The 23,760-nt window shown below is 50.8% G+C and carries 25 protein-coding genes; 16 read left to right on the top strand and 9 right to left on the bottom strand.

From position 1 onward, the window contains the following. Nucleotides 1-38: 38 nt before the first annotated feature. The 4 genes from modC to Hfont_RS01155 are packed head-to-tail and all read right to left on the bottom strand — an operon-like array spanning nucleotide 39 to nucleotide 3,401. On the bottom strand, nucleotides 39-1,127 hold the full coding sequence (gene modC / locus Hfont_RS01140) for a molybdenum ABC transporter ATP-binding protein (protein WP_112990423.1): 1,089 nt from the start codon (nucleotides 1,125-1,127) through the stop codon (nucleotides 39-41). After that, entirely contained in the window at nucleotides 1,124-1,798 is a 675-nt protein-coding gene (gene modB / locus Hfont_RS01145; protein WP_112990424.1) for a molybdate ABC transporter permease subunit, read from the bottom strand. The genes modC and modB overlap by 4 nt, the downstream gene beginning before the upstream one ends. A 12-nt stretch (nucleotides 1,799-1,810) precedes the next feature. Continuing rightward, complete coding sequence (modA, locus tag Hfont_RS01150) at nucleotides 1,811-2,566, bottom strand: molybdate ABC transporter substrate-binding protein (RefSeq protein ID WP_112990425.1); 756 nt, start codon at nucleotides 2,564-2,566, stop codon at nucleotides 1,811-1,813. A gap of 40 nt (nucleotides 2,567-2,606) precedes the next feature. After that, on the bottom strand, nucleotides 2,607-3,401 hold the full coding sequence (locus Hfont_RS01155; protein WP_112990426.1) for a TOBE domain-containing protein: 795 nt from the start codon (nucleotides 3,399-3,401) through the stop codon (nucleotides 2,607-2,609). A 264-nt stretch (nucleotides 3,402-3,665) separates the two neighbouring features. Here Hfont_RS01155 and Hfont_RS01160 point away from each other — a divergent pair, with 264 nt between their 5' ends. Then, on the top strand, nucleotides 3,666-4,604 hold the full coding sequence (locus Hfont_RS01160; protein WP_112990427.1) for a LysR family transcriptional regulator: 939 nt from the start codon (nucleotides 3,666-3,668) through the stop codon (nucleotides 4,602-4,604). Nucleotides 4,605-4,744: 140 nt separating this feature from the next. After that, the gene (locus Hfont_RS01165) at nucleotides 4,745-5,947 is read left to right on the top strand and encodes an NAD-dependent formate dehydrogenase (RefSeq protein WP_112990428.1); all 1,203 of its coding nucleotides are present in this window, start codon (nucleotides 4,745-4,747) and stop codon (nucleotides 5,945-5,947) included. Between the two features lie 128 nt (nucleotides 5,948-6,075). On the opposite strand, the gene Hfont_RS01170 is transcribed toward Hfont_RS01165, so the two are convergent. From Hfont_RS01170 to Hfont_RS01185, 4 genes are all read right to left on the bottom strand, one after another. Beyond that, nucleotides 6,076-6,273, bottom strand: a complete 198-nt coding sequence (locus Hfont_RS01170; protein ID WP_181666400.1) for a hypothetical protein — start codon at nucleotides 6,271-6,273, stop codon at nucleotides 6,076-6,078. A 101-nt stretch (nucleotides 6,274-6,374) separates the two neighbouring features. After that, nucleotides 6,375-6,557 carry a hypothetical protein gene (locus Hfont_RS01175; RefSeq protein WP_112990429.1) on the bottom strand — a complete coding sequence of 61 codons (183 nt, stop codon included), beginning with the start codon at nucleotides 6,555-6,557 and terminating at the stop codon, nucleotides 6,375-6,377. Nucleotides 6,558-6,811: 254 nt separating this feature from the next. Beyond that, nucleotides 6,812-7,030, bottom strand: a complete 219-nt coding sequence (locus tag Hfont_RS01180) for a hypothetical protein (protein WP_112990430.1) — start codon at nucleotides 7,028-7,030, stop codon at nucleotides 6,812-6,814. 55 nt (nucleotides 7,031-7,085) lie between these two features. After that, nucleotides 7,086-7,322 carry a hypothetical protein gene (locus Hfont_RS01185; RefSeq protein ID WP_112990431.1) on the bottom strand — a complete coding sequence of 79 codons (237 nt, stop codon included), beginning with the start codon at nucleotides 7,320-7,322 and terminating at the stop codon, nucleotides 7,086-7,088. A 151-nt stretch (nucleotides 7,323-7,473) separates the two neighbouring features. Between Hfont_RS01185 and Hfont_RS01190 the strand changes: the two genes are divergently transcribed. Together Hfont_RS01190 and Hfont_RS01195 are read left to right on the top strand one after the other, a co-directional pair. After that, nucleotides 7,474-8,442: a LysR family transcriptional regulator gene (locus Hfont_RS01190; RefSeq protein ID WP_112990432.1), complete on the top strand. Its 969-nt coding sequence runs from the start codon at nucleotides 7,474-7,476 to the stop codon at nucleotides 8,440-8,442. Nucleotides 8,443-8,617: 175 nt separating this feature from the next. Beyond that, the gene (locus Hfont_RS01195; protein WP_112990433.1) at nucleotides 8,618-10,651 is read left to right on the top strand and encodes an AsmA family protein; all 2,034 of its coding nucleotides are present in this window, start codon (nucleotides 8,618-8,620) and stop codon (nucleotides 10,649-10,651) included. A 319-nt stretch (nucleotides 10,652-10,970) separates the two neighbouring features. Here the strand turns inward: Hfont_RS01195 and Hfont_RS01200 are convergent, their stop codons facing one another. After that, nucleotides 10,971-11,762, bottom strand: a complete 792-nt coding sequence (locus tag Hfont_RS01200; RefSeq protein ID WP_112990434.1) for a 5'-methylthioadenosine/adenosylhomocysteine nucleosidase — start codon at nucleotides 11,760-11,762, stop codon at nucleotides 10,971-10,973. 408 nt (nucleotides 11,763-12,170) lie between these two features. Here Hfont_RS01200 and Hfont_RS01205 point away from each other — a divergent pair, with 408 nt between their 5' ends. The 12 genes from Hfont_RS01205 to atpE all read left to right on the top strand — a co-directional run bounded on the left by Hfont_RS01205 (nucleotide 12,171) and on the right by atpE (nucleotide 23,731). Beyond that, nucleotides 12,171-13,691 (top strand): CoA-acylating methylmalonate-semialdehyde dehydrogenase, encoded by a 1,521-nt coding sequence (locus Hfont_RS01205; protein WP_112990435.1) that lies wholly within the window; start codon nucleotides 12,171-12,173, stop codon nucleotides 13,689-13,691. A gap of 111 nt (nucleotides 13,692-13,802) precedes the next feature. Continuing rightward, nucleotides 13,803-15,413, top strand: a complete 1,611-nt coding sequence (locus Hfont_RS01210; RefSeq protein WP_112990436.1) for a GMC family oxidoreductase — start codon at nucleotides 13,803-13,805, stop codon at nucleotides 15,411-15,413. Between the two features lie 75 nt (nucleotides 15,414-15,488). After that, nucleotides 15,489-16,250, top strand: coding sequence for a TSUP family transporter (locus tag Hfont_RS01215; protein WP_112990437.1), 762 nt, complete (start codon nucleotides 15,489-15,491; stop codon nucleotides 16,248-16,250). 131 nt (nucleotides 16,251-16,381) lie between these two features. Next, nucleotides 16,382-18,319, top strand: a complete 1,938-nt coding sequence (mnmG, locus tag Hfont_RS01220; RefSeq protein ID WP_112990438.1) for a tRNA uridine-5-carboxymethylaminomethyl(34) synthesis enzyme MnmG — start codon at nucleotides 16,382-16,384, stop codon at nucleotides 18,317-18,319. Further along, nucleotides 18,316-18,978 (top strand): 16S rRNA (guanine(527)-N(7))-methyltransferase RsmG, encoded by a 663-nt coding sequence (rsmG, locus tag Hfont_RS01225; RefSeq protein WP_112990439.1) that lies wholly within the window; start codon nucleotides 18,316-18,318, stop codon nucleotides 18,976-18,978. Before mnmG ends, rsmG begins: the two co-directional genes overlap by 4 nt. Next, nucleotides 18,975-19,523, top strand: coding sequence for a lipocalin family protein (locus Hfont_RS01230; RefSeq protein WP_112990440.1), 549 nt, complete (start codon nucleotides 18,975-18,977; stop codon nucleotides 19,521-19,523). The genes rsmG and Hfont_RS01230 overlap by 4 nt, the downstream gene beginning before the upstream one ends. A 96-nt stretch (nucleotides 19,524-19,619) precedes the next feature. After that, the gene (locus Hfont_RS01235; protein WP_112990441.1) at nucleotides 19,620-20,390 is read left to right on the top strand and encodes a ParA family protein; all 771 of its coding nucleotides are present in this window, start codon (nucleotides 19,620-19,622) and stop codon (nucleotides 20,388-20,390) included. An 86-nt stretch (nucleotides 20,391-20,476) separates the two neighbouring features. Next, on the top strand, nucleotides 20,477-21,376 hold the full coding sequence (locus tag Hfont_RS01240; RefSeq protein ID WP_112990442.1) for a ParB/RepB/Spo0J family partition protein: 900 nt from the start codon (nucleotides 20,477-20,479) through the stop codon (nucleotides 21,374-21,376). A gap of 38 nt (nucleotides 21,377-21,414) precedes the next feature. Continuing rightward, complete coding sequence (locus tag Hfont_RS01245) at nucleotides 21,415-22,008, top strand: RBBP9/YdeN family alpha/beta hydrolase (protein WP_112990443.1); 594 nt, start codon at nucleotides 21,415-21,417, stop codon at nucleotides 22,006-22,008. A 199-nt stretch (nucleotides 22,009-22,207) separates the two neighbouring features. Next, entirely contained in the window at nucleotides 22,208-22,546 is a 339-nt protein-coding gene (locus Hfont_RS01250; protein WP_112990444.1) for an ATP synthase subunit I, read from the top strand. Between the two features lies 1 nt (nucleotide 22,547). Continuing rightward, entirely contained in the window at nucleotides 22,548-23,393 is an 846-nt protein-coding gene (gene atpB, locus Hfont_RS01255) for a F0F1 ATP synthase subunit A (protein WP_181666401.1), read from the top strand. A gap of 92 nt (nucleotides 23,394-23,485) precedes the next feature. Continuing rightward, complete coding sequence (gene atpE, locus Hfont_RS01260) at nucleotides 23,486-23,731, top strand: F0F1 ATP synthase subunit C (RefSeq protein WP_011872763.1); 246 nt, start codon at nucleotides 23,486-23,488, stop codon at nucleotides 23,729-23,731. The last annotated feature ends 29 nt before the right edge of the window (nucleotides 23,732-23,760 follow it).

Raw genomic sequence — 23,760 nt, forward strand, 5'->3', positions numbered from 1 at the left:
AATAACGATCAAGCGAGGCAACCTTGCCTCGTTTTTTGCTATTTAAGAATAGCGATGCCTTTGATCTGCGCGTACAAGGCTTTGCCCGGCACCAGATCCATGGCCACGCATGACTTGCTGGTAATCCGCGCCAGCAAGCGTGTGCCATTCGCATCCAGCCCAACCATCACCTGTCCTGCGGCATCTGCCGACAATTCTGTCACCGTCGCCGCGACGATATTCAGTATGCTGGTATCGCGTTGCGGTGTCAGACTCAAACTCACATCGCGCGCCTGCACGCGTATCCGCACTTGCTGACCTATGGTTGCGCTTTGTTGTGGCAACAAGAGTTGACCACCTGAAAATGTGGCCGACGTCAGATGGTAGTCAGGATCATGTGCACTGATAGTCGCTGTGACCAGGGCGCTGGCAGCATCACCATGCGCTACATCGAGATCCAGACGTGTCAGCAAATCATTGGTCGCACCACTCGCGATGACCTTGCCGCTTTCCAGCAGTACTAGATGATCTGCAAGACGTGCAACTTCTTCCGGCGAATGGCTGACGTACAAGATAGGGATATCGAGTTCATCGTGCAGACGTTCCAGATACGGCATGATTTCACTTTTGCGTTTTGCATCCAGCGCAGCGAGCGGCTCATCCATTAACAAGATACGCGGACTGGTCGCCAATGCGCGCGCGATGGCAACACGCTGGCGTTCACCACCAGATAATTTGTCCGGCTTGCGCTGCATCAAGTGACCAATATCCAGCAAGGCAACCGCGTGATCGAGAGAGACTTGGCGCGACGTAGTAGAGATACGCCGCATACCGTACTCGAGATTGCGTTTTACATCGAGATGCGGGAACAGACTAGCTTCCTGAAAAACGTAACCAAGTGAGCGTTTATACGTCGGCAAAAATATGCCGCGCGCATCATCTTGCCAAACCTCACCATTGACTTCCAGATACGCATCGCTGGCGCGCTCAAGTCCGGCAATCACACGCAGGCAGGTTGTCTTGCCTGAGCCTGAAGTGCCGAACAAGGCACTGACGCCGCGACCTGGCAGCGCCAAATCGACGTCCAGCGAAAATGCGCCGTAACTCACTTTGAAGCGCGCGTTGATTTGATTGGCGACCTTGCTCATTTACGCCGCCCGGTCGGATTCAAGGTGTAGAGCGCGACCAAGACCAGCATCGAGAAGATCACCATGCCGGCCGCGAGTCCGTGTGCTTGGGCATATTCGAGCGCTTCAACGTGATCGTAAATTTGAACTGAAATCATGCGAGTCTGATTCGGTATGTTCCCGCCTATCATCAACACAACACCGAATTCGCCGACGGTATGCGCAAAGCCCATGACGACGGCAGTCAGATATCCGGGTTTTGCCAAGGGCAGGGTAACGCTAAAGAAAGTGTCGAGTGGTGACGCACGCAGGGTTGCGGCAACTTCCAGCGGTCTATCACCCATCGCTTCAAAAGCATTCTGGATCGGTTGCACGACAAACGGCATCGAATAAAAAACCGAACCAACCACCAAACCGGCAAAGCTGAAGGGCAGAGTGCCAATACCCAGCGCCTGCGTCAGTTGCCCGATCGGACCATTAGGCCCCATCGTGACCAGCAGATAAAAACCAATGACAGTCGGAGGAAGAACGATAGGGAGTGCGATCATCGCGCCTACCGGCCCTTTGAGCCAGGAGCGCGTACGCGCCAGCCACCACGCGATCGGCGTACCGATCAACAACAATATAAATGTGGTGAGACTGGCTAGCTTAAGAGTCAGAACAATCGCACCGATGTTTTCATCGGTGAACAAGGCAGACCTCTCTTACAGATCGTAGCCGAAGCTGCGGATCACGGTTTTGACAGATTCTGATTGTAAGTACTTTGTGAACTCTGCGGCAGCCTTGTTATCTTTTCCCTTGGTCAAAATCACGGCATCCTGACAAATAGGATTGTGCAAATTGGCAGGAACGATCCAGCCGGAACCCGACTTGATCTTGCCGCCTTCATACACTTGCGACAGCGCGACGAAGCCGAGTTCTGCATTGCCGGTCGAAACGAATGTGAAGGTTTGACCTATGCTTTCGCCTTGTACAAACTTCGGTTGCAGTGCATCGTACACGCCAAGCTTCTTCATAGCTTCTTCTGCTGCCAAACCGTATGGAGCCAATTTAGGCGTGGCCAATGCGATATGGGCGAAGGTGTTCTTTTTCAGGATCTCGCCTTTGGCATCGACGTAGTCAGACTTGGCCGACCACAGCACCAGTTTGCCGGTTGCGTAAGTGAAGCGCGAGCCGGCAACTGTGCCGTTTTCTTTTTCCAGTTTGGCTGGAGTTTCATCGTCCGCTGCGAGGAACACATCAAACGGCGCGCCGTTTTGAATTTGTGCGTAGAACTTGCCGGTTGCACCGAAGGTCGTCACGATTTTATGGCCCGTTGCCTTTTCAAAATCCGCAGCAATCACTTTCATCGGTGCCGTAAAATTGGCAGCGACAGCGACTTGCACTTCTTCTGCCTGTGCAGCGCATGAAACACCCAGCGACAACAAACTGGCCATTAATGTGCGAGAAATTTTTTTCATGATGGCTATAAGTAAAATTGAAAAAGAGGTTAAAAATTCTTCAGGAAGCGACGGCCAGAATGATGTGCGAGGCCTTGATCAGTGCTGAAGCACGCACGCCTTCTTTCAGGCCTAGCACTTTTACACTCTCATTAGTGATGATGGATGCAACGGTTTTGCCGCCTGGCAGTTCGATCACGACTTCTGCATTCACTGCACCTTCCTGACAGCGCACGACGGTGCCGGTGAGGCGATTGCGCGCGCTGGTCTTGATGTCGTCACCCACCGCCAGAATGATCCACTGCGCCTTCACCAATGCGTAGGCTTCGCTGCCGACTTCCAGCGCCAGATGCTCGGCACTGTCATTGGTGATGATGGCCGCCAGCTCCTCGCCGCGACCGATATCGAGAATAATTTCAGCGTTAACCGCACCCATTTTTACTGCGGTGACAGTGCCGAGAAACTGGTTGCGTGCACTGGTTTGCATATCGAATCTCCTGCTCATTGTGTAGTACTGATCAAAGTCATCCATCGTGCGGCCAAGTGCTGCGGGTACTGCCGCCCATTCTTGTTCGAGTCGGCGATAAGTGGCGACCATGCGTCTGCCATATTCGGTCAGGCAAGTGCCGCCGCCAGTGCTACCGCCAGGTTGGCGTATGAGGACAGCTTCGTGTGAAAGATTGTTGATTGCCTCGACCGCTTGCCACGCTGCCTTGTAACTCATGCCCATAGCAGTGGCGGCGGAAGAGATGGAGCCGGATGCGTCTATGCGCTCCAGCAATTCCAGATGGTCCCAACGTTTACCGCGGGCCTTGGACAAGCCTTCCAGCTTGATGGGGGAATCGGACTTGCTCATTGATGGTTCAGCTTGGAAAAGAAATTGGTTACTACGTAAAAGTCGCAATCGTGCAGCCGCTATAATACACGTTATTACTTTTAACGACATAACGTATTCGACGCGGGAATAACCCTTCTGCCGAATACCCTTTTTGCATTCAGGTCATAACCGGGATTGCGGATGGAATCGGATAAAGTGAATCCGCCGCCGCAGATGTCCTGTTATTCGCCGGACGATGAATTGCTTTGCGTCCCCACCTCCGTTTTGAAAATACTCTAGACCATGTTCGTACGCCAACTCGACTATCTCGTTACGCTTGCGCGTGAAAAACACTTCGCCCGCGCCGCAGAAATTTGCTGCGTATCGCAACCTGCGCTATCTGCGGCCGTACGCAATCTGGAAACCGAACTCGGCGTCGCCATAGTGCAGCGCGGCCAGCGCTTTCAAGGCTTTACGCCGGAAGGTGAACGCATCCTCGACTGGGCGCGACAAACTCTCGCCGCACTGGAAGGTCTGAAGCAAGAAGCATCGATGTCGCTCGCCAAACTCAGCGGCACTTTACGGATGGGAGCGATACCGACCACCATGCCCATCGTGTCGTTGTTGACAGGCGCATGTCGCAAACAACACGCTGATCTGCGACAACTGGTACTGTCTTTAAGCACGGAAGAAATCATGCGCAAGCTGGATGATTTCGAACTCGATGTCGGCTTGACCTATCTGGAGGATCAACGCCTCGATGGTTTTCATGTGCAGCCTTTGTATCGCGAACGCTATATGTTGCTGGCGCGTGATCAATCAGCGATTGGTGACAGAACTGAAATCAGCTGGAAGGACGCCGCGGAGCTGCCGATGTGCCTGTTGACCTCGCATATGCAAAATCGCCGTATCGTCGATGCCGCATTCCGTCGGGCAGATGTGCAAGCGAATGTCGCTGCAGAAACAGATTCAACCTTCGCACTGTATTCCCATGTTCGTCACGCGGGTTTGTTCAGCGTAGTGCCGCATAGTTTGTTGTGTCTGTTTGAATTGCGTGACGATATGGTGGCGATCCCATTAGTACCCGAGCTGAGCCGCACGATAGGCATGATTTCACTCGCGCATAATCCATGCTCGCCTATCGTGACTGCAGCGCGCACTATTGCCGCACAGATTGATTTGCAGGCACGCTTCGATGCCTACATAACTGGCAGCTATCAGCCCATCACATCAAACGATTAGACCGCATTTCGCTTCGTCCCTAAGATCGCTTCGCTGGCATTCATTTCGATGCCCGCTTGCAGAAGATAAAGAAAATTCAGCGTCCCCCGCGGTTTTCAATTCTTTGCGGCAATCACGCAATCTTACGGAGAAGAAGCATCATGGCAAAAGTTCTATGCGTTTTATATGACGACCCAGTCAACGGTTATCCAAAAACTTATGCGCGCGACGACGTAGCGCAACCTTCGATTTATCCTGACGGCCAAACATTGCCGACACCAAAAGGTATCGACTTCAAACCAGGCACCTTGCTCGGTAGCGTATCGGGTGAACTCGGTTTGCGTAAATACCTGGAAGCTAATGGCCACACTCTGGTTGTGACTTCCAGCAAAGACGGCGCAGACAGCGTCCTCGACAAAGAATTGCACGATGCAGAAATCATCATCTCGCAGCCATTCTGGCCTGCCTACATGACTGCAGAACGTATCGCCAAAGCAAAGAAATTGAAAATGATCGTGACAGCCGGTATCGGTTCCGATCACACCGATTTGCAAGCAGCGAACAAGCACCACATCACCGTTGCCGAAGTGACCTATTGCAACAGCCACAGCGTTGCAGAACACGTCGTCATGATGATCCTGGCACAAGTGCGCAACTACATTCCTTCGTACAAACAAGTCATCGACGGCGGCTGGAACATCGCTGATTGCGTCGAACGTTCATACGATCTGGAAGCAATGAGCATCGGTACCGTTGCAGCTGGCCGTATCGGTCTGCGCGTCTTGCGTCTGTTGCATCCGTTCGACGTCAAGCTGCACTACATGGATAGACATCGTCTGCCAACCGCAGTGGAAAAAGAGTTGAACCTGACTTACCACAGCACGCTGGAAAGCCTGACCAAGGTCTGCGACGTCGTGACATTGAACTGTCCATTGCACCCGGAAACAGAGCACATGATCAACGAAAAATCGTTGAAAAACTTCAAGCGCGGCGCCTACATCATCAATACTGCACGCGGCAAACTGTGCGATCGCGATGCCATCGTTGCGGCACTGAAGAGCGGCCAACTGGCTGGCTACGCTGGCGACGTCTGGTTCCCGCAACCAGCACCGGCAGATCATCCATGGCGCACCATGCCGCACCACGGCATGACTCCACATATTTCCGGCACCAGCCTGACAGCGCAAACACGCTACGCAGCAGGTACCCGCGAAATTCTCGAATGCTACTTCGAAGGCCGCCCTATCCGTGACGAATACCTGATCGTTCAAGGTGGCAAATTGGCTGGTGTTGGCGCTCACTCGTACAGTGACGGCAATGCAACCAAAGGCTCGGAAGAAGCGGCCAAGTTCAAAGTCGCGTAAAAGAATCCTTCAAAAAAATAGCCCATCGAATATCCGGATTCGATGGGCTAATGTTTGATCTTGTGCCGACGCAAATGCACGGTCCGCATTTTTTTGCAATTAATTCAGCAATGTTGATTTGCTGATCTTCAGGCCAGCGCTTCTTTCGCAGCTTCTTCTGGCGTCAGGCCATCATAGAATTGATCGGTAAACCATTCGATCTGCTCTTCAATATGGTCCTGCGCTTCTTCAATGGTCGCGCCTGCGGCGACTAAAAATCCTTCTACTTCTATGCACCAGTTTATTAGCGCCAGCGTTTCCGGATCCAGTTCTTCTTTCTTGGCCATGATTTTGCCCCTCATTTATTCGTTGATGACGACAGTGTCACATGAGAGAACGCGGAACGCAGCATCAGAAATGATAAAAGCGCGGAATTCCGCGCTTTTATTTACAAGCCTTCGAAAACATCTTCGCTGGCGGTTTTCAATTCTTTGGCTTCTTCCACCATTCTGCGATGTGCGATGCGTTTACGCATGATCTCCGCATGTTGTTTCGCCGTCATTGGCGGCGTTGTCATCAAGTCTTTCAACAATGCGATATTGGTGTAGTTGTTTTTAATGAGACGGCCCAAGTTGCTTGACTCCGTAGTTAAGTATCAACATCACTGCTTACCGAAAACCCGGGAAGCATTTAAACAATTACGTTACTGTATTTTGCACCAAATTAAAGTCTTTATCACTACCGATGAAAAAATAGCCGGCTCACGCAACATACGAACAAAACACTAAACGAAAAAAAGCCCCGCAAGACTTTGGCTGCGGGGCTTAAAACCTTCCTTGAGAGGGAAAGAGGAGACTCGGTAAAAACTTTGTTCGGAATTGCAAATCAACCTTGCTGAACTATCGCGTCGGAAGCAGTGTCACGTTTAGCGATGCGAGCCTTGATGTGCGCGACACTTGGGCGCATCACCTTGGCAAGCACAGCACTAGTTAAACCACCGCTGCCGTTCATCAGCATCACGGTGAATAACTCTTGCAAACGCGGCGACCACTGCAACATATATGCGATGTAACTGGCATGGAGGTTGCGTACTAAAGGGCGCATTAAGATTAATCCAATAAATGTTAATTCGCGTTCAACGAATTATGTTGCTGTTGCGTTAGGCGTAAGCAGCCTGGAAGCGCAGTTGCAAAGCGACTTGCGGTTTTGCTTGAGCAATACGGTTTGCTTTGCTGAACAAAGCAGCACGCGATACGACTGGAGCTGCTTGTTTTGCGACAACAGTCGTAACTGTTGGTTTTTGTTCGTAGGCGCGCAAACGCAGTTCAGCGGCCAATTCCGGGTTCGATTGGGCGATTTGATTTGCTTTGCGGTACAGCGCGAATGATGTAGACATGATGTTTTCCTTCTCTCTAAATTTAATAAACCTTGTTGATGAATAGAAGTATAGGGACGACAGAGATATAAATCTAATTTCAATTTAGGATATGAGTTATACTATTTATGAATAATGTAAAACCACTTAATTTCCTAATGGAAATACAAATATGAGCTTTTTAACCCTCGATTTAAATCTGCTGCGTGTATTTGACGCAGTCATGACTGAACAAAATTTGACGCGTGCCGCCAATTTATTGGCGATGACGCAACCTGCCGTATCGAACGCGCTGCGACGCCTGCGCGATGCACTCGGCGATGAGCTCGTGATCCGTACCGCGCACGGCGTCAAACCAACTTCGCGCGCTACCGAATTGTGGCCGGTGGTGCGCCGCGCTTTAACGGAGCTGGAAGCTGCTGTTACGCCGGATACCTTTGATGTATCACGCGCGACCACGACGTTCAGGATGGCGATGGCGGATGCAACCGCATCGATGTGGCTACCATTTTTAGTCTCGGCCATTGAAACCGAAGCACCCGGCTTGAATGTACGTATGGTGCCGCTGACCACACGGGAGCCGCGTCCCATGTTGCTGCGTGGCGATATAGATTTGGCGATCGGCTTTTTCCCTGGCGTCGCAGCGCAGCTCGCCAGCGGGCAAAATACGGCCGTTTCGCAAATTCGCCATGACCGTCTGTACACAGGTGAGTACGTGTGCGTGATGCGAAAAAATCATCCCTTGGCGAAGGAAGAACTGACGCTGGATGCATACTGCGAGGCGCATCACTTGCTGGTGAGTTTTTCCGGCCGCGCAAAAGGCTTGATGGATGATGCGCTGGCGGAATTGGGACGCGAACGGCGCATCATGCTGACAGTGAATCAGTTTTTTACCGCTGGACGTGTCGTCGCCAATTCAAATTTGATCACCGTATTGCCGCGCCACCTGATTGCATCGACAGGCATGGCAGATGAACTGACGATCAAGGATTTGCCCTTCGACTTGCCTGATGTACACGTCGACATGTTGTGGCATGAAAGAGATGCGCGCAATCCGGCACATAAATGGTTGCGTGAAAAATTAAGCTCCAGCACTTACGACGGCATAGGTCACATCACGAAACGTAGCCGCACAACTTGATGCCCGAATTTTTATTCTGAAACCCGCTAGCTGCGGGTTTTTTTACGTCTCGTTTTATGCCTATTAATTATTTCTGAAGAACAAGAACCCTTCGGAATGTGCCCCCGGAAATATCTTATTGAACTCACAAGATTCAAATCAGTCCTATTTTTCAATTCATCAAATTTAGGTATCTATGCCACGCACAAAAAAAATAATGCTGTGGAGTACAGTCGGATTATTGAGCATCCCGCTAGTCTTTGTACTGTTCCTGCTGGTATTCGACTGGAATGCAGCTCGCCCGTGGATCAACCAACGCGTCAGTGAAGCGACTGGACGCAATTTCGCCATCAATGGCGATCTGACTCTCAACTGGCAACGCGGGCAACCTGCAACCGACACTTGGCGCGACTGGATTCCGGCGCCACGTCTAAGTGCACACGACGTTACCCTCGGCAACCCGGCAGACTCGAAAACCGACAGCAATATGGTGGAAGTCGGACACATTACTTTTTCCGTTAATCCCTTGCCCTTGTTAACCCAAACGATCGTGATCCCGACCTTGCAACTGGACGATCCTATCGTCAGTCTGGAACGCAAGCGTGATGGCCAAAACAATTGGACCTTCAAAAAAACCGAACCGTCGCCATGGACGGTGGATCTGCAGCGCCTGCTTTTTTACAAAGGCGAGATCACCTTGAAAGACGAGATCAAGCATATCGATGCAAAAGCAAACATCGACTCGCTTGAACCGACGACTCAAAATGATTATGTCGTCGGCTGGAAATTATCCGGCACCTTCAACGGTGCCAAAATTAGTGGCGACGGCAAAGCGGGCGCCTTGCTGGCTTTGAAAAATGTGGATAAACCTTTTCCACTATCTGCAAATCTGAATGTTGGCAAAACTTCGATACGCGTAAATGGCACCGTGACCAAACCGCAAGAACTGGCTGCGATCAATATGCAGCTGCATTTGTCGGGCGCCAGCATGGCTGATCTTTATCCGATCACCGGCATCACTTTGCCAAAGACGCCGGAATTCTCTACTGAAGGCCAACTCACCGGCATTATGAATGTGCAGGGTGGCAAATGGACTTACGATAAATTCAAAGGCAAAGTCGGTGAGAGTGATATCGGCGGCACACTTACCTATGAATCAAAAGAACCGCGGCCATTATTGTCAGGAACGGTAGTCTCCAATCTTCTTCGTTTAAGCGATCTTGGTCCTATCATCGGTGCCGATTCCAACGAGAGTAAAAAGGAACGTGGCGTCGCTCCGAATCAACCATCGAATAAAGTATTACCGGTTGAAAAATTCACGACGGAACGTTGGGGCAGCATAGACGCTGACGTAAAAATCACTGGTCGCAAGATTGTGCGCGATGAATCCCTGCCTATCGAAAATCTGGATACGCATTTGAAATTGCAGGATAAAGTTGTGACACTGATGCCTCTGAATTTTGGCGTGGCCGGTGGCAACATGATTGCGAATATCAAGATGGATGGTCGCAACGACCTCATCAAGGCCGAGATAAAACTATCTGCACGTCATCTCAAACTCAAGCAATTGTTCCCTACCTTCGAAGCGATGCAAGCCAGCTTTGGTGAAGTGAATGGCGATACCTCTTTATCTGCGACAGGTAATTCGATTGCCAGCATGCTTGCTTCATCAAATGGCGAAATCAAGGCGCTGATTAATGAAGGCACCATCAGTAAATTATTGTTGGAGCAAATTGGCTTGAATGTCGGTAACGTGGTTTTATCGCAGCTATTCGGTGACAAGCAGGTGAAACTGAATTGCATGGCCAGCGATCTGTCTGTCACAAATGGTTTGATTCAAACGCGAACCTTGATTCTTGATACGGATGACGCAGTTCTCTACATCACAGGGAATATCGATCTTGCACAAGAAAAACTGGATTTGACGATCAATCCTAAAACCAAGGGTTTAAGGATCATTTCCTTGCGTGCGCCTCTGTATGTGAAAGGTGATTTCAAAACACCTAAGGTCAGTGTTGATAAAGGTGTAGTCGCATTGAAAAGCGGTGGCGTGATTGTTTTGGGTGCATTGGCACCGGTAACGGCATTGCTGCCATTGATTAATGTCGGATCGCAAAACGAAGGTGACAATAAATGTGCAGTACTGTTGAAAGAAGCACGAGACAAACCGGTCGCGCCACCACCAGGTAAAACTTATAAAGGAAAACCTGCCAAGAAGCAGAGTGGATAAGTCTCTGTTAAACGCGTGGATAGTTTGTGGATAAAGTTATGAAAAGATGCTGAAGTTTTTTTATGCAGAATCTATTCATGCCAGATACACCGTTTATGCAGGGTTTATCTTATTCCCAAGTTCTTGATTTCAAACTCACTTATACGGTTATCCACAGAAAACACCCTGCGTTAACTATTACTACTAAACATATATATAAACAATTAATTTAAAACCAGAAACCCATACCAAACCTCAAAATGCAAAAAATCAAAGTCAAAAGCTTCTGCAAAATCTCGAATACTAGATCGAAAAACTAATTGCCAGGAAAAATCACAAGCTAAGTAAGCTTTATTTTTTCTCCCTTCAATAGAGAAAAGAATTGCCTGACTATGCCGAATGCATAACAGGCGGCGATTTTTTCCAGGAACTGAACAAAGTCCACTGGCGAATCTTCGTTTGCGTTATCAGAAATCGTACGAACGATGGCAAACGGAATTCCAAATTCAAAACAAACCTGCCCGACTGCAGCACCTTCCATCTCAACTGCCAACACACCCGTCAGATGATCATTAATCTGATTCAACTCAAGGCTGGTGGAAATGAATTGGTCACCACTGGCAATCAAGCCTTCATGGACAACTGGTCTATCAATCAAAAATTCCCGCTGGTTGGCCTCGGATATCGTTTCTGGAAAATCTTGATTGATAAATTGACCGGCAGCCTGAGAAATCAGACTGGATAAGGGTTTATCGGAAAAAAAGTGCGACAAGCCGGTTAATGGCACTTCAAACCGTGGAAACAGGGGCGAAGCATCCATATCGTGTTGAACCAGCTGGTTTGCTACCACGATGTCACCAATACGAACGTCTGTAGTCGCCGCTCCTGCCACGCCAGTGAAGATGATATGGGTTACCCCGAAGCTTTCAATCAAAGTCGCTGTGGTTGCCGCTACAGCGACTTTACCTATCCGCGATAGAACACAAACGCTTTCAATTCCCCATAAACGACCGCTGACGTAATCACGCATGCCGCGTTGATCCGTTACAGCGTCTTGCATTATCTCTATCAGTCCAGCCTGTTCTTCACGTAATGCACTGATGACACCTATCTTTATCTTTTGAAGGTTCATGCGTTATTTCTCATTCATCAATGAAGAGATGACTTGTGATTTTGCAGAGGCTTTTGACTTTGATTTTTTGCATTTTGAGGTTTGATATGGGTTTTTGGTTTTAAATTAATTGTTTATATATATGTTTAGTAGTAATAGTTAACGCAGGGTGTTTTCTGTGGATAACCGTATAAGTGAGTTTGAAATCAAGAACTTGGGAATAAGATAAACCCTGCATAAACGGTGTATCTGGCATGAATAGATTCTGCATAAAAAAACTTCAGCACCTTTTCACAACTTTATCCACAAGCTATCCACGCGTTTAACAGAGGTTTATCCACAGCACTTTTAGGCATTTTTGCATGGTAGTCTTGCCACGTATCCATACTGTTGACGTGGACTGGAAAACCTTATTTTGAAAGAATAGTCATGAGCAATTCTTCGATTCCCAGGATTCAGCATTATATCAATGGCCATTTGACGGAAACGGCAGGCGGCAGTCAGCAAGCCGTGTTTAATCCGGCAACAGGCGAGGTTAGCGCACAGGTGGTTTTGGCCAGTGATGCAGACGTTCAGGCAGTGGTAGCGGTTGCAAAAGCTGCTGCACCGGCATGGGCTGATATGGCACCGTTGAAACGGGCGCGTATCCTGTTCAAGTTCAAGGATTTGATAGAAAAGCATCATGACGACCTGGCTGCTGCAATTACGCGCGAGCACGGCAAAGTGTTTTCTGATGCAAAAGGCGAAGTAACGCGCGGGCTGGAAATAGTCGAGTTTGCTTGTGGCGTACCGCAACTGCTGAAAACACAATTTACCGACAATATCGGTGGCGGCATCGATAACTGGAATTTGCGTCAACCCTTGGGCGTGACGGCAGGTATTACGCCTTTCAATTTTCCCTTCATGGTGCCGATGTGGATGGCACCGGTTGCGCTCGCAACTGGCAATACCTTCATTTTGAAGCCGTCTGAGCGTGATCCATCGCCATCGTTGATGGTTGCCGACCTGTTAAAGCAGGCAGGGTTGCCTGACGGCGTTTTCAATGTCTTGCAGGGGGATAAGCGGGCCGTCGATGGTTTGCTGCAGCATCCGGACGTGAAAGCAGTTTCCTTTGTTGGTTCGACACCGATTGCCGAACACATCTATACAACGGGCGCTGCTCGCAAAGGTCCGTATCCATTACGCATCCAAGCGCTAGGCGGCGCGAAAAACCATTTGGTCGTGATGCCGGACGCCAACCTGGAACAGGCGGTGGATGCCTTGATAGGAGCTGCCTACGGTTCCGCCGGCGAGCGTTGCATGGCTATCTCGGTGGCAGTTGCTGTCGGCAGTGTTGCGGACAAATTGGTTGCAGCCTTGATCCCTCGCGTGAAATCGCTGAAGGTAAAAAACGGGATGGAAGCCGATGCCGAAATGGGTCCGGTAGTTAGCGCCGCGCATAAAGCCAAAATCGAAGGATATATTGAGGCTGGCGTCAAGTCTGGAGCGAAGTTGCTGGTAGATGGCCGTGGTTTGGTGGTGGATGGTTACAGTAAAGGATTTTTCCTCGGAGGATGTCTGTTTGATCATGTGACTCCTGACATGACTATCTATCAGGAAGAGATTTTTGGCCCGGTTTTATGCGTGGTGCGTGTACCTGATTTTGTAGCGGCACTTGAATTGGTCAATGCACATGAATTCGGCAATGGCGTGGCCTTGTTCACTTCCGATGGAAATACCGCGCGCGAATTTTCACGTCGAGTTGAAATTGGTATGGTGGGTATCAATGTACCGATTCCGGTACCTATGGCCTGGCATTCTTTCGGCGGCTGGAAAAGATCTATGTTTGGTGATACCCATGCCTATGGCGAAGAAGGCATCAAATTTTATACGCGTTATAAATCAATCATGCAGCGCTGGCCGGAATCGATATCGAAAGGCGCGGAATTCACCATACCCACCAGCAAGTAATTTGGTTCCAAGTGCAATCTGTCAGTCGACTGTAAGTACGGTCGACGATGATGAGGTTTGCGCGATGCTAGGTCATCGCCCACCACATAACAATTAATAACGATAGAGACAATGGCCGAATCCGCAGGGAAGTACGACTACATCATAGTTGGGGCAGGGACCGCCGGTTGTGTGTTAGCCAACCGCTTGACGCAAGATCCGAATACTTCAGTTTTGCTATTGGAGGCGGGAGCCAAGGATGATTATGGCTGGGTGCATATTCCCGTTGGTTTTCTCCGCACTGCCGACAATCCGCGTACCGATTGGCAATATCGTACCGAGGCAGATCCCGGTTTGAATGGGCGCAGCTTGCTGTACCCGAGCGGGAAAATCCTGGGCGGCTCTTCATCCATGAACGGAATGATTTATCAGCGTGGTCAGGCTCAGGATTACGATCACTGGGCAGAGTTGACTGGTGACGATAGCTGGCGCTGGGATCAGGTCTTGCCCTTGTTTAAAAAGTCGGAAGATTATGCTGAAGGTGCGAATGATTTTCGTGGCGTGCGTGGCGACTGGCGTGTTGAAAAACAGACTCTGCGCTGGGACATCCTGGATGCCTTCCGCGATGCTGCGGCACAAAGCGGCATTCCAAAGATAGATGATTTCAATCGCGGAGCTGGCGTAGAAGGTTGCGGCTATTTCGACATTAATCAGAAAAATGGTTTGCGCCTGAATACAGCCAAGGCTTTCTTGCGAACAATTATGCGACGCGGCAATCTGGATATCATGACCGGCTCGCATGTGAAGCGTTTGATCATTCAGCAAACAGCGCAGGGTAATGTGTGTACGGGAGTTGAGTTTGTTGGCGGAGATCGAGAGTGGACTGCCGATGTTTCACGTGAAACAATTTTGGCTGCGGGCACGTTCGGGTCGCCGCAAATATTGCAACGATCAGGCGTGGGCCCACTTGCCTCGTTGCAAAAGCACGCGATTGCACCGATACAGGATCTGCCCGGTGTAGGTGAAAACTTGCAGGATCATTTGCCGCTCAAGATGGTTTTCAAGATGAGTGGAGCAAAGTCCTTGAATACTATGGCCAAGGGTTTGCTGGGCAAGGCAGCACTCGGCTTGCAGTATATTTTGAAGAAAAATGGACCGTTAACGACAGTGCCAGCCCCTTTGGGCGCGATGCTGCGCTCCGATTCCACGCAGTCCAGCCCTGATCTTTACTATCAAATTCAACCGTGGTCGCAGGATTCTGCTGGCGCGCCTCTGCATGATTTCCCGGCTTTTACGGTAAGCGTATCCAATTTGAAGGCAACTTCACGGGGCCGAGTTCAGATCGCGTCAGGCGATGTGATGATGCCGCCAACGATTACATGCAATTATTTAAGTACGCCTGAAGATCAGGAAATGGCGAAAACCGCGATTCAACTGACGCGTAAAATCGCAGCTGCTCCGGCATTGCAATCCTATGCCTTGGAAGAAATGCAGGCTAATGATGATTTGTTGCGCCAGGCAGGGGCGATTGCTTTCGCCGGAGAAAATCCGGTTGGCACTTGCAAAATGGGTAGGGCAGATGATCCATGGTCGGTCGTGGATAGCCAGTTTCGGGTGCTCGGCATTGCAGGATTGCGGGTTGCTGATGCCTCTGTGATGCCTATCATCCCTGCCGGTGACACGAGCGCAACTACCATCATGCTTGCTGAAAAAGCCGCGAGGCTGATACGGGCGTATAGATAATCGGTATTGCGGGCAGGATAGCTGATTCAATAATAATTTGTGTATGGGTAGGGCGATAAAGTGGAGTTGGTTTAAGTGACGGACTATGTGATTCTGGCTGCGGCCGCTTTTCTGGCGGGAATGATAGATGCGGTGGTTGGCGGCGGTGGCTTGATCCAGATCCCGGCCTTGTTCTCGGCCTTGCCGAATGTCGCACCCGCCACACTTCTCGGCACGAGCAAGTTCGCCGGCATCTGGGGTACCGGTGCCGCTGCAGTCGGATTTGCCCGGCGAGTAAGGCTGCAGTGGAGTACTGCAGTGCCAGCCGCTAGTGCCGCATTTGCCCTGTCTTTTGCCGGTGCCTATACCGTCACGCATGTCCCGCCCGATTTTATCCGCAAGTTTTTACCTTTCATTTTGTTGGCGGTTGCCGCTTATACATACAAGAAGAAAGACTTCGGCAGCATCCATGCGCCCCTGCATGTTGGGAGCAGGGAAAAGCTATTCGCCATTCTGGTCGGTGGCGGCATTGGTTTCTACGATGGATTCTTTGGCCCTGGTACCGGTAGCTTTCTGGTTTTCCTGTTCGTGCGTTTCTTCGGCTTTGATTTCTTGGGGGCTTCAGCTGTAGCCAAGGTGGTGAATGTGGCCTGCAATCTTTCAGCCTTGATGTGGTTTGGTTATAGCGGACATTTGCTGTGGCAACTTGGTGTGGTGATGGCGATATGCAATGTACTCGGTTCGCTGATAGGTATCCGACTGGCGCTGAAGCACGGGACGGGTTTTGTTCGCAAGCTGTTCCTGCTGGTTGTGTCGGGCCTTATCCTGAAGACTGGATACGATGCATTCATAGGCTGAAGATGGGGTGGTGGATTGTTTCACGTGAAACAAAAATCCATCTAATTCAAAGGTAAAACAGGGTTGCGGCGAAATAATCGCAAAAAGACTTTATAATCTCGCCTCTGCTTACCGTCTCATCGAGGCGCATTATGATCTTTCCTACCAAATTTGATGTCATTGTTGTCGGCGGCGGTCACGCCGGGACCGAGGCTGCGCTCGCTTCTGCGCGCATGGGCCAATCGACGCTTCTGCTTTCGCACAATATAGAAACGCTGGGACAAATGTCCTGCAACCCGTCCATAGGCGGTATCGGCAAAGGCCATCTGGTCAAGGAAGTCGATGCGATGGGCGGCGCGATGGCGATCGCTACGGATGAGGCGGGTATTCAATTCCGTATCCTGAATTCATCCAAAGGCCCTGCTGTACGCGCGACCCGTGCGCAAGCTGATCGTATTTTGTACAAGCAGGCGATCCGTTCACGCCTGGAAAACCAGCCAAATCTGTGGTTGTTCCAGCAGGCAGTGGATGACTTGTTGGTTGAGGGTGATCGCGTCGTCGGTGCCGTGACGCAAGCCGGGATTCAGTTCCGCGCGCGCGCGGTAGTGCTGACAGCCGGGACCTTCCTCGATGGCAAGATCCATATCGGCATGAATAACTATTCGGCCGGCAGGGCAGGTGATCCACCGGCAATTTCGTTGTCGGCACGTCTGAAAGAATTGAAGCTGCCGCAAGGTCGTTTGAAAACCGGTACGCCACCACGGATCGATGGTCGTTCTATCGACTTCTCCGTGATGCAGGAACAACCGGGTGATCTGGATCCGATTCCGGTCTTTTCAGTAATGGGTTCGGTGGCTATGCATCCTAAGCAGATGCCGTGCTGGATTACGCATACCAATGAAAAAACCCACGATCTGATTCGTGGTGGTCTGGATCGCAGCCCGATGTACACCGGCGTGATCGAAGGTGTCGGCCCGCGCTATTGCCCATCGATAGAAGACAAGATACATCGCTTCGCCGGCAAGGAGTCGCACCAGATTTTCCTCGAGCCGGAAGGCTTGACCACCAACGAATATTATCCAAACGGGATTTCGACCAGCTTGCCATTCGACGTGCAACTGGCACTGGTGCAATCGATGCGCGGCCTCGAGCATGCGCATATCTTGCGTCCTGGTTATGCGATTGAATATGACTACTTTGATCCACGCGGTTTGAAGGCCTCGCTGGAAACCAAGGTTATCCAGGGCTTGTTCTTTGCCGGCCAGATCAACGGTACCACCGGCTACGAAGAAGCCGCAGCGCAAGGCATGTTGGCGGGTATCAATGCCGCTTTGCAAACGCAAGAGCGCGATGCATGGACGCCGCGTCGCGACGAAGCTTATCTCGGCGTGTTGGTCGACGACCTGATTACCAAGGGTGTGCTGGAGCCGTACCGCATGTTTACCAGCCGTGCCGAATACCGTTTGAGCTTGCGTGAAGACAACGCCGACATGCGTTTGACCGAGATCGGGCGTCAGCTTGGTTGCGTTGGCGACGCGCAATGGGCGATGTTTGAAACCAAGCGCGAAGCCGTTGCGCGCGAGCTTGAGCGCCTGCGTTCGACTTGGGTCAGTCCGCGCATTCTGGCTGAAACAGAAGCTGAACGTGTGCTTGGTAAAGGGATAGAGCGAGAGTATGCACTTGCAGACTTGTTGCGTCGCCCGAACGTCAGCTACGAAACCTTGATGAGTTTGAAGGGCGTAGATGGCCAGGATCTGGGTGGCCCGGGCGTCGCGGAAGAGGCTGTGCGCGAGCAAGTCGAGATCCAGTTGAAGTACGCCGGTTACATCGACAGACAGGCAAAAGAAGTTGAGCGCCACGATCACTATGAAAACCTGAAGTTGCCAAGCGAGTTCGATTACATGGCCGTCAAAGGCTTGTCTATCGAAGTGCGTCAAAAGCTAACCAAGCAAAGACCGGAAACATTGGGTCAGGCTTCGCGCATTTCCGGCGTCACGCCGGCAGCGATTTCATTGATGCTGGTGCATTTGAAAAAAGGTGGTTTCAAGGAATTCGCTGCTGTGCCAACTACAAATGAAGCTGCTGCATGAAGAGTTTTGATAGGGCGGCGCTGACCGCGATGTTGGCTGATGGTGCAAAAGGTTTGTCGCTGAATTTAAGCGAAGCACAAATTGCCAGGCTGATTGATTACCTGGCTTTGATGTCCAAATGGAACTCCGTCTATAACCTGACTGCTGTGCGCGATCCGGTGCAGATGGTGACACAACATTTGCTGGATTCGCTGGCGGCGGTTTCTGCCTTCGAGGGCGCAAAGAATGTGCTGGATGTCGGTGCCGGTGGCGGCTTGCCGGGCATCGTACTGGCCATCTGGGCGGCGGAAGCACAACCAGAAATGCGCGTGTCCATGATAGACACGGTGCACAAGAAAACCGCATTCCTGACGCAAGTCAAAGCGGAACTTGGCTTGAGCAATGTGAATGTGTACACCGCGCGCGTCGAGCAGTGGCAAGCGCCGCAGAAATTCGATGTGATTACGTCACGCGCATTTGCAGAGCTGAGCGACTTCGTGAATTGGTCCGGCCACTTGCTGGCCGACGATGGCGAATTTATCGCCTTGAAGGGCGTCTCGCCGGATGCCGAAGTGGCGCATTTGCCTACTGGTTGGACAGTAAGAGAGGTGCGTGCCTTGCAAGTGCCGACCTTGCAGGCTGAGCGTCATTTGATTTTCATTGCAAGGGCTGTGTCATGAAAAAACTTCTTGTGCTAACTGCTTTGGTGTTTGCGGGTTTCAGCAATCTGGCGTTGTCACAAGAAGTTCGTACGGTCGCGAATGTTGACCTTACGCGTTACGTTGGTAACTGGTATGAAGTCGCGCGCTTTCCGAATCATTTCCAAAAGGATTGTGCCGCCAACGTTACTGCGCAATATAACAAGCGTGCAGACGGCGAGATCGATGTCATCAATCGATGCAAGAAAGCAGATGGAAAAATTGACGAAGTGGTCGGTCGCGCCCGCGTCGATAATTCTCAAACGAATGCAAAACTGAAAGTGAGTTTTGCATCGAACTGGTTGAACTGGTTGCCTTTCATTTGGGCCGATTACTGGATCATCGATTTGGCACAGGATTATTCGCTGGTCGCAGTGAGTGATGCATCGCGCGATTATCTGTGGGTCTTGTCGCGTACGCCTGGCATAGCCGATGCTGATTACGAGGCGCTGGTTAATCGTGTAACGGCGCAAGGATTCGATACCGCCAGGCTGGTGAAAACAGTGCAGGAAAAAGCAGCAAAGTAAGGAGAGCTTTACATCAGCGGTTTGTCGCAACAGCGATAGGTACTGATGTTTTTGAATGACCCTCGCATCAGATTGACCACTAACTAAAACGAGAACATGGCAAAAATATTTTGCGTCGCCAATCAAAAAGGCGGCGTCGGTAAAACGACTACCGCAGTCAATCTGGCAGCAGCTCTTGCACAATTGAATCAACGCGTACTACTGGTGGATCTTGATCCGCAAGGTAATGCAACGATGGGGGCCGGCATTAACAAGGCCGAGTTGAAGTCATCGATTTATGAAGTGCTGCTCGGCATGGCCGATGTGAACACAGCGCGCGTGACATCGGAAGCCTCCAAGTTCGATGTGCTGCCAGCCAATCGCGAACTGGCAGGTGCTGAGGTTGAAATGGTTGAACTCGATAATCGTGAAAAGCGCTTGAAGGATGCGCTGGCCGTAGTCGATGCCGAATACGATTTCATGTTGATCGATTGCCCGCCGGCCTTGTCCATGCTGACCTTGAATGGTTTGTGCGCAGCGCACGGCGTGATCATTCCTATGCAGTGTGAATACTACGCACTCGAAGGTTTGTCTGATCTGGTCAATACGATCAAGAAGGTGCACGCGAAACTGAATACGGATTTGAAGATCATCGGTTTGCTGCGCGTGATGTTCGATCCACGCATGACCTTGTCACAGCAGGTCTCGGCGCAACTGGAACAGCATTTCGGCGACAAGGTATTCAAGACCATCATCCCGCGCAATGTACGTCTGGCGGAAGCGCCGTCTTACGGTATGCCGGGTATCAACTTCGATCCGGCGTCCAAGGGTGCGCAAGCGTATCTGACCTTCGGCGCGGAAATGGTTGAACGCATTAAAACGATATAGGCAATGCGGTATCGATAAATACTTTGCGAAGAATCGGGCGTACTACACGCGCCACTTCGCTAAACGAACGATGTGAGTCAGGAATTATGGTTACGAAAAAACAAAAAGGTTTGGGTCGCGGTCTGGATGCATTGCTGGGCGGCGCGACTGATTTCAACGAAGCGATTGCCGCGATTCCTGGTGCGCCTTCGATATTACAAGTCACCGACATGCAAGCCGGTAAGTATCAGCCGCGTACACGCATGGACGAAGGTGCATTGAATGAGCTTGCCGCATCGATCAAGGCGCAAGGTTTGTTGCAAGCGATCCTGGTGCGTCCAATTACATCAAGCAATGGCAATCCACGGTACGAAATCATTGCGGGCGAACGTCGCTTCCGTGCGGCGCAAATTGCCGGTTTGACCGAAGTGCCGGTACTGGTTAAGGAAGTCGACGACGAAGCAACCGCCGCGATGGCGCTGATTGAAAATATCCAGCGCGAAGATTTGAACCCATTGGAAGAAGCGCAGGGCATACATCGTTTGATCGCTGATTTCAATTTCACGCATGAACAAGCTGCGACATCTGTCGGACGTTCGCGCAGTGCGGTTTCCAATCTCTTGCGTTTGCTGAATCTGGCCAAGCCAGTGCAAACCATGTTGATGGCCGGCGATATCGATATGGGCCACGCCCGTGCTCTGCTGGCAGTGGATAGCGCGACGCAAATCAATCTGGCGAATCAGGTTGTGGCCAAGCGCATGTCGGTACGTGAAGCAGAAAAACTGGTGGTGCGTTCCACGCTGGAGCAATCAGGTGGTAACAAGCCGCGTGCCAACGGCAAGGAAAAATCGCGCGATATCACGCGCCTGGAAGAAGAGTTGTCCGACGCATTGGCAAGCCAGGTTGTGATCAAGCTGGGCGCAAAAAACAAGGGCCAGTTGATCATAGACTTTGCGGATCTGGATGCGCTGGATGGCATCATTTCCAAATTGCGCGAAACTACCTGAACGCCAGGCAAAAAACAATCAAGCCGGAGCAGGGCGCAATGCCAGACCTTTCAAGCAGCCTGCCGTTGGGTAGCGCATCAAAATCAACGCCATCTCATACGATCCTGATCTTGCCCGGCTTGGGCAACTCAGGGGCCGGCCATTGGCAAACGCAATGGGAAGCGACCATGCCCAATGTCGTGCGCGTACAACAGCGGGAATGGGATGCGCCGCAACGTAGTGTGTGGGTTGAGACGCTGAATACAGCGCTACTTGATATGGACGGTACTGTGATTCTGGTTGCCCATAGTCTGGGTTGTGCGCTGGTGGCGTGGTGGGCGATGGAATACGGACATGCCGCACATGCGAACAAGATCGCCGGGGCATTGTTGGTGGCACCGGCCGATGTTGAGCAAGCCGATTTGCCGGCCTCGGCTACCGGGTTTGCCCCTATGCCACGCCTGCGGCTGCCATTCAAAGCCATCGTCGTCGCTTCATCCGACGATGAGTGGTGCGCGTTGCCAAAAGCGAAATCTTTTGCTTCCGACTGGGATGCGCAATTCATTTCGATTGGCGCTTTGGGCCATATCAATGCGCAAAGCAATCTTGGTGACTGGCCGCAAGGACGTGAATATCTGGCAGCGTTGGCATAAGGCAAATATTCGCGCCAGAGGATAGGCCAATGTCATTGAACGGTCATTAAGACCTCGATTTTTCCCCAAGCAAACGTTTGACGGTGCACAAGGAAAGCCCTTATAATCCCGTGGCTTCATGGAACGCACGACTTAATTCACTCCAGTCCGAATAGCTAGATCGCAAGATCGCCAAAGGACTGCCCCATTTGGACCCAGTATGCTGCCCGTCGTCCTATTGCAACTCGCGACTACGGTAATCGCCAGCATTATTGCCGGTTTGATCGCTGGGATGCCGGCGCTGTATTCGGCGCTGTTAGGTGGGTTGTGCTGCGTGGTGCCGAATGGTCTCTTTGCGCTACGTTTATTTTCCGCTGCGCAAAAATCCGAGTCTGTTAATCCGATGACTTTTTTCATCGGGGAATTTATCAAGATTGCATTGACGATTGCCCTCTTGGGCGCGGTCGTCTGGTTGTACCGCGATTTGAATTTGCTGGCGTTAATCGCCGCGTTCATTGTGGCGCTGAAAAGTTACATCATCTTATTATTTAGGCACTGACATGGCGACTGAAATGGCTACTGCAGGGGCGGCGCATCACGCAGCACCAACCGCTTCCGAATATATCGTCCACCATCTGGGACATTTTTCGACCAAGCATCAGGACAAGATCGTTGATTTTTCGATCATTAATATGGACACGATTTTCTGGTCCATCTTTGCTGGCGTTGTTGGCTGCTTTTTCATGTGGCTGGCTGCGCGCAAGGCAACTTCCGGCGTTCCAGGTCGTTTCCAGGCTGCGGTTGAGATGGTCGTTGAAATGGTCGACAACCAGGCTAAATCAATTGTTCATGGCGACCGTACTTTCATTGCGCCATTGGCATTGACCGTATTCGTTTGGGTTGCACTGATGAACTCGCTGGATTTCTTGCCAGTTGATATGTTCTCGGCCTTCTTCCACGCAGTCGGTATTGATCACATTTTCCCGTATCACCGCGTTGTTCCTACTGCCGATTTGAATGGCACTATGGGCATCGCACTCGGCGTCTTCGCGCTGATGATTTTCTACAACATCAAAATCAAAGGAGCTGGCGGCTTCGTTCATGAATTGTTCGCTGCTCCGTTTGGTATCTGGCTTGCACCGTTCAACTTGCTGTTGAACATGATTGAATTCGCAGCGAAAACCGTCTCCCTGGCGATGCGGTTGTTCGGCAACATGTACGCTGGCGAATTGTTGTTCCTGTTGATTGCATTGCTGGGTTCCACCGCGACAGCGTTCGGTTTCTTCGGTCATGTAGTAGCAGGTACCTTGTGGGCAATCTTCCACATCCTGATCGTTTTCCTGCAGGCATTTATTTTCATGATGCTGACGCTGGTGTATATCGGCCAGGCGCATGAAGGGCACTAAGATTTTTGAAATTGGTTTTGGAATTGCAGTATTAGCAGGCTCCGTTTTTTAGTATTAATTTTTGATTTAACTTTAACTTTGAAGGAATTGTCATGACTGATCTCTCATTTGTAGCGCTGGCTTGTGGTTTGATTATTGGTCTGGGCGCAATCGGCGCTTGTATCGGTATCGCAATCATGGGTGGCAAATACCTTGAGGCTTCTGCTCGTCAACCAGAATTGATGAACACATTGCAAACCAAAATGTTCCTGTTGGCTGGTCTGATCGATGCTGCGTTCCTGATCGGTGTTGGTATCGCTATGTTGTTCGCATTCGCTAACCCGTTCATCGCTAAGTAATTCGGTCGTTGACCGGTTTCACGCTGAAG

Source organism: Herminiimonas fonticola (genome assembly GCF_003293745.1).
Lineage (GTDB): Bacteria > Pseudomonadota > Gammaproteobacteria > Burkholderiales > Burkholderiaceae_D > Oxalicibacterium > Oxalicibacterium fonticola.

What these genes read in the sequence shown, in the direction of transcription:
- modC (WP_112990423.1), bottom strand. Translation starts at nt 1,127, where the DNA reads ATGAGCAAGGTCGCCAATCAAATCAACGCGCGCTTCAAAGTGAGTTAC.
- modA (WP_112990425.1), bottom strand. Translation starts at nt 2,566, where the DNA reads ATGAAAAAAATTTCTCGCACATTAATGGCCAGTTTGTTGTCGCTGGGT.
- Hfont_RS01155 (WP_112990426.1), bottom strand. Translation starts at nt 3,401, where the DNA reads ATGAGCAAGTCCGATTCCCCCATCAAGCTGGAAGGCTTGTCCAAGGCC.
- Hfont_RS01160 (WP_112990427.1), top strand. Translation starts at nt 3,666, where the DNA reads ATGTTCGTACGCCAACTCGACTATCTCGTTACGCTTGCGCGTGAAAAA.
- Hfont_RS01165 (WP_112990428.1), top strand. Translation starts at nt 4,745, where the DNA reads ATGGCAAAAGTTCTATGCGTTTTATATGACGACCCAGTCAACGGTTAT.
- Hfont_RS01170 (WP_181666400.1), bottom strand. Translation starts at nt 6,273, where the DNA reads ATGGCCAAGAAAGAAGAACTGGATCCGGAAACGCTGGCGCTAATAAAC.
- Hfont_RS01180 (WP_112990430.1), bottom strand. Translation starts at nt 7,030, where the DNA reads ATGCGCCCTTTAGTACGCAACCTCCATGCCAGTTACATCGCATATATG.
- Hfont_RS01185 (WP_112990431.1), bottom strand. Translation starts at nt 7,322, where the DNA reads ATGTCTACATCATTCGCGCTGTACCGCAAAGCAAATCAAATCGCCCAA.
- Hfont_RS01190 (WP_112990432.1), top strand. Translation starts at nt 7,474, where the DNA reads ATGAGCTTTTTAACCCTCGATTTAAATCTGCTGCGTGTATTTGACGCA.
- Hfont_RS01195 (WP_112990433.1), top strand. Translation starts at nt 8,618, where the DNA reads ATGCCACGCACAAAAAAAATAATGCTGTGGAGTACAGTCGGATTATTG.
- Hfont_RS01200 (WP_112990434.1), bottom strand. Translation starts at nt 11,762, where the DNA reads ATGAACCTTCAAAAGATAAAGATAGGTGTCATCAGTGCATTACGTGAA.
- Hfont_RS01205 (WP_112990435.1), top strand. Translation starts at nt 12,171, where the DNA reads ATGAGCAATTCTTCGATTCCCAGGATTCAGCATTATATCAATGGCCAT.
- Hfont_RS01210 (WP_112990436.1), top strand. Translation starts at nt 13,803, where the DNA reads ATGGCCGAATCCGCAGGGAAGTACGACTACATCATAGTTGGGGCAGGG.
- mnmG (WP_112990438.1), top strand. Translation starts at nt 16,382, where the DNA reads ATGATCTTTCCTACCAAATTTGATGTCATTGTTGTCGGCGGCGGTCAC.
- rsmG (WP_112990439.1), top strand. Translation starts at nt 18,316, where the DNA reads ATGAAGAGTTTTGATAGGGCGGCGCTGACCGCGATGTTGGCTGATGGT.
- Hfont_RS01230 (WP_112990440.1), top strand. Translation starts at nt 18,975, where the DNA reads ATGAAAAAACTTCTTGTGCTAACTGCTTTGGTGTTTGCGGGTTTCAGC.
- Hfont_RS01235 (WP_112990441.1), top strand. Translation starts at nt 19,620, where the DNA reads ATGGCAAAAATATTTTGCGTCGCCAATCAAAAAGGCGGCGTCGGTAAA.
- Hfont_RS01240 (WP_112990442.1), top strand. Translation starts at nt 20,477, where the DNA reads ATGGTTACGAAAAAACAAAAAGGTTTGGGTCGCGGTCTGGATGCATTG.
- Hfont_RS01245 (WP_112990443.1), top strand. Translation starts at nt 21,415, where the DNA reads ATGCCAGACCTTTCAAGCAGCCTGCCGTTGGGTAGCGCATCAAAATCA.
- Hfont_RS01250 (WP_112990444.1), top strand. Translation starts at nt 22,208, where the DNA reads ATGCTGCCCGTCGTCCTATTGCAACTCGCGACTACGGTAATCGCCAGC.
- atpB (WP_181666401.1), top strand. Translation starts at nt 22,548, where the DNA reads ATGGCGACTGAAATGGCTACTGCAGGGGCGGCGCATCACGCAGCACCA.
- atpE (WP_011872763.1), top strand. Translation starts at nt 23,486, where the DNA reads ATGACTGATCTCTCATTTGTAGCGCTGGCTTGTGGTTTGATTATTGGT.